Origin of the sequence: uncultured Eudoraea sp. (assembly GCF_947258525.1) — a bacterium.
In the GTDB taxonomy this organism is placed as follows: domain Bacteria; phylum Bacteroidota; class Bacteroidia; order Flavobacteriales; family Flavobacteriaceae; genus Eudoraea.
In genome coordinates this window covers 1-2,847 of sequence record NZ_CAMYIP010000086.1, presented here as the reverse complement: position 1 = coordinate 2,847, position 2,847 = coordinate 1, and the positions used below count along the sequence as shown (strand labels likewise).

At 38.6% G+C, this 2,847-nt stretch carries 3 protein-coding genes and 1 pseudogene; 1 reads left to right on the top strand and 3 read right to left on the bottom strand.

What is annotated here, in order from left to right; all coding sequences use genetic code 11:
- Positions 1 to 178 precede the first annotated feature (178 nt).
- Positions 179 to 1,069 (top strand): DUF3604 domain-containing protein, encoded by an 891-nt coding sequence (locus Q0X89_RS06950; RefSeq protein ID WP_297692506.1) that lies wholly within the window; start codon positions 179 to 181, stop codon positions 1,067 to 1,069.
- 142 nt (positions 1,070 to 1,211) lie between these two features.
- On the opposite strand, the gene Q0X89_RS06945 is transcribed toward Q0X89_RS06950, so the two are convergent.
- The 3 genes and pseudogenes from Q0X89_RS06945 to Q0X89_RS06935 all read right to left on the bottom strand — a co-directional run.
- Positions 1,212 to 1,736, bottom strand: a complete 525-nt coding sequence (locus Q0X89_RS06945) for a DsrE/DsrF/DrsH-like family protein (RefSeq protein ID WP_297692504.1) — start codon at positions 1,734 to 1,736, stop codon at positions 1,212 to 1,214.
- Between the two features lie 49 nt (positions 1,737 to 1,785).
- Positions 1,786 to 2,094 carry a TusE/DsrC/DsvC family sulfur relay protein gene (locus tag Q0X89_RS06940; RefSeq protein WP_297692501.1) on the bottom strand — a complete coding sequence of 103 codons (309 nt, stop codon included), beginning with the start codon at positions 2,092 to 2,094 and terminating at the stop codon, positions 1,786 to 1,788.
- 20 nt (positions 2,095 to 2,114) lie between these two features.
- A pseudogene (locus Q0X89_RS06935) lies at positions 2,115 to 2,847 on the bottom strand (NAD(P)/FAD-dependent oxidoreductase); the annotation flags it as partial.

Genomic DNA, 2,847 nt, shown 5'->3' with positions numbered 1-2,847 from the left:
AAAGATTCCGGCAACAGCCCTGACAATCCGGTTTTTCATAATAATTATCTTTTAAATTGATCTTTCTATAGGAACTACAATCGCCTTAATGGGGTTGTTAGTTACCAAATTTTCATTAAACACCTCTATTAAGCTAAATAGGACATCTATTTTTTCATCTGTGGTAAAAGAGAAAAACATGCTTCAGTATGAATATACTCGTGAGGCTCTTAAAAATGGATTAGTACTGGAGGAGAAATTTGGAACAAACCCTTATAAATTTGGATTACAGGGAGCTACAGATAGCCATACCTCATTGACCACATCTGAGGAAAATAATTTCTTTGGAAAACATACTGGTTACGAACCTTCTCCGGAAAGAATGACACACCCCTTTATGAAAAATGAAAATGGGGAAATAGTAGGTTGGTCCCAGCTTGCTGCAGGTATTACCGGGGTTTGGGCCAAGGATAATACCCGTGAGTCTATCTGGGATGCTATGCACCGCAAAGAAGTTTATGCCACTACCGGTCCACGCATGATGGTTCGCTTTTTTGGCGGCTGGGAATATACCGAAGAAGACATACAAAGCAGGGAACCGGCTTTCGCAGGATATGCCAAAGGAGTTCCTATGGGAGGTGATCTGGTAAATGCACCTTCCGGCAAATCACCAAGTTTTATGGTCTATGCTATACGGGATGCTATTGGGGCCAACCTGGACCGTATACAGATCATTAAAGGATGGCTTGACGCCGATGGTAAAACCCATGAAAAAGTTTACGATGTGGCCTGGTCCGGGGATCGTAAACCGGGAAAAGATGGTAAGGTTCCTGCGGTAGGAAATACAGTAGATATTGTTACGGCAAGCTGGACTAATACAATTGGGGCTTCTGAACTGGCTACTGTTTGGATTGACCCGGATTTTGACCCATCTGAGAGGGCATTCTATTATGTCAGAGTAATGGAAATTCCAACTCCCCCCTGGTATTTATATGATGCCTTCCGCTTTGGGAAAGAGATACCTGAGGGTGCCCCAACCAGTCAGCAGGAACGAGCTTACACCAGCCCAATATGGTATACACCCAGTTAAATTGAAAAGAACTTAAAAAAGGCGCCGTATTTGGTGCCTTTTTTTGTCATTTTAACTTCACTAAAAAAAACCCTGCCAAAATTATTTAGCAGGGTCAACTCAATCTATTTCAAAACGAAGATTACTGCGTTAGTCGTCTTGTTTAGATAAATAACAGGTGGGTACCTTCTTCATTGGCTCTGCCATAAAAGTCCCCAATAGTCAATATACCATCCAGCTCATCAATAAGATCTTCTCTTTCCAGGTGGAACATATCTATAGCCAGTTTACAACCCCATAGCTTACAACCTGAGTCTGATAAAATTTCCAGGAACTCACTGACGGGAGGCATATCTAATTTCTCCATTTCATTCTTCATCATTTTAGTAGCCAATGCCTCTACTCCTGGTAAACCCCCTAACATAGTTGGCATATGCAAAGCAGGGTTACCTACGGTAGCTGTATGCAAATGTTCTAATTTCTTCTTTTGAATTGCTTCCAGTCCAAAAAATGTGAAAAATATTTCCGATTCAATACCTTCCATCCTTGCACCATTCGCCATAACAAATGCTGCATATGCATTTTCCAAAGTACCTTTGGAAAGAATAAAAAGCATCTTTTTTACTTTAGTTTCATCCTTCTTTTGTGCTTGAGTTGCACCCATTTCTTTTACTTTAGTTTCGCTCATCTCAATATTTTTATGATTTTACTAATTTCTTAGAATATCTTTTAATTCGTTAAATACAACTTTTGGGTTTAGGAATCCCTGCTATTAATGTGGATTTTTTAAGAGGTCCACCCGGAAACAGGCTATAGAATTCCTTAATGTTTATGACACCACTCTTCTTAATACCCCTTATTGATAGTGGTTCATCTTTAAGATGCTTGTCTTGCAAGTATCCTATAACTTCCCAATGCCTTTCCGTCATAGGAATACACTGTTCTTCTGCAATACAAACACAAACTTCTCTATCCCATTGTTTAAAATCAAGAAGATAGCCTTCTTCATTTACTTCAATTTCCCGATCTGCTATTATTTTTTTCATGTTTTTTAATTTAGATTTATCTATTTAACTTTTTCTAATTGTTTCCCTTTTTCGGACATTTGTGGATCAACAAATGGTATAGGCACTCCTTTTAAAAGCATGTTCCAATATATCCATCGGAAGGCAAGTTTGCCCATATGATTCATTCTGCTCTCTTTTAAAAGTCTTAATGGCCCTACACCGGGGAACGGAAATGTACCTTCAACCGGTTCTGTTGTGTAGTTAAAATCAATTAATAAGGCTTTGCCTCCTCCTGTTTCAATGAAACAATTGGCATGACCATCAAACTCCTCTTTTAATTCCTCACCATTTATATAGTGCAAAATGTTATCCGTTAGAATTTCAGCTTCAAAATGAGCCACAGAACCAGCCTTAGATGCAGGTATATTGGTTGCATCACCTATGGCAAATATATTCTCATGATCTGTGGACTGTAAGGTCGCTTTATTGGTAGGAATATAATTTAGATCATCCCCTAAACCAGAACGTTCCAGTAAAGGATCACCCATATTGGTAGGAACTGTAACTAAAAGATCATATTCTACCTCTGTATCCGCATAATCTATGATCTTATTATTCTCGTAATCTACTCGTTCTATATTAAAATCGGTAACTTCTTTAATATTCTTCTCTTCTAATAAATAATGAAGGGCTTCCGTAGCGCGTGGTTTAGTAAAAGCTCCATCAAGTGGTGTTACAAAGGTTATATCTACCTTATCCCTCATCCCTTTGTTTTTAAAATAGGAATCTGCC

Excerpts from the sequence above, each read along its gene's own strand:
- Q0X89_RS06950 (WP_297692506.1), top strand. The coding sequence starts at position 179 with ATGCTTCAGTATGAATATACTCGTGAGGCTCTTAAAAATGGATTAGTA.
- Q0X89_RS06945 (WP_297692504.1), bottom strand. The coding sequence starts at position 1,736 with ATGAGCGAAACTAAAGTAAAAGAAATGGGTGCAACTCAAGCACAAAAG.
- Q0X89_RS06940 (WP_297692501.1), bottom strand. The coding sequence starts at position 2,094 with ATGAAAAAAATAATAGCAGATCGGGAAATTGAAGTAAATGAAGAAGGC.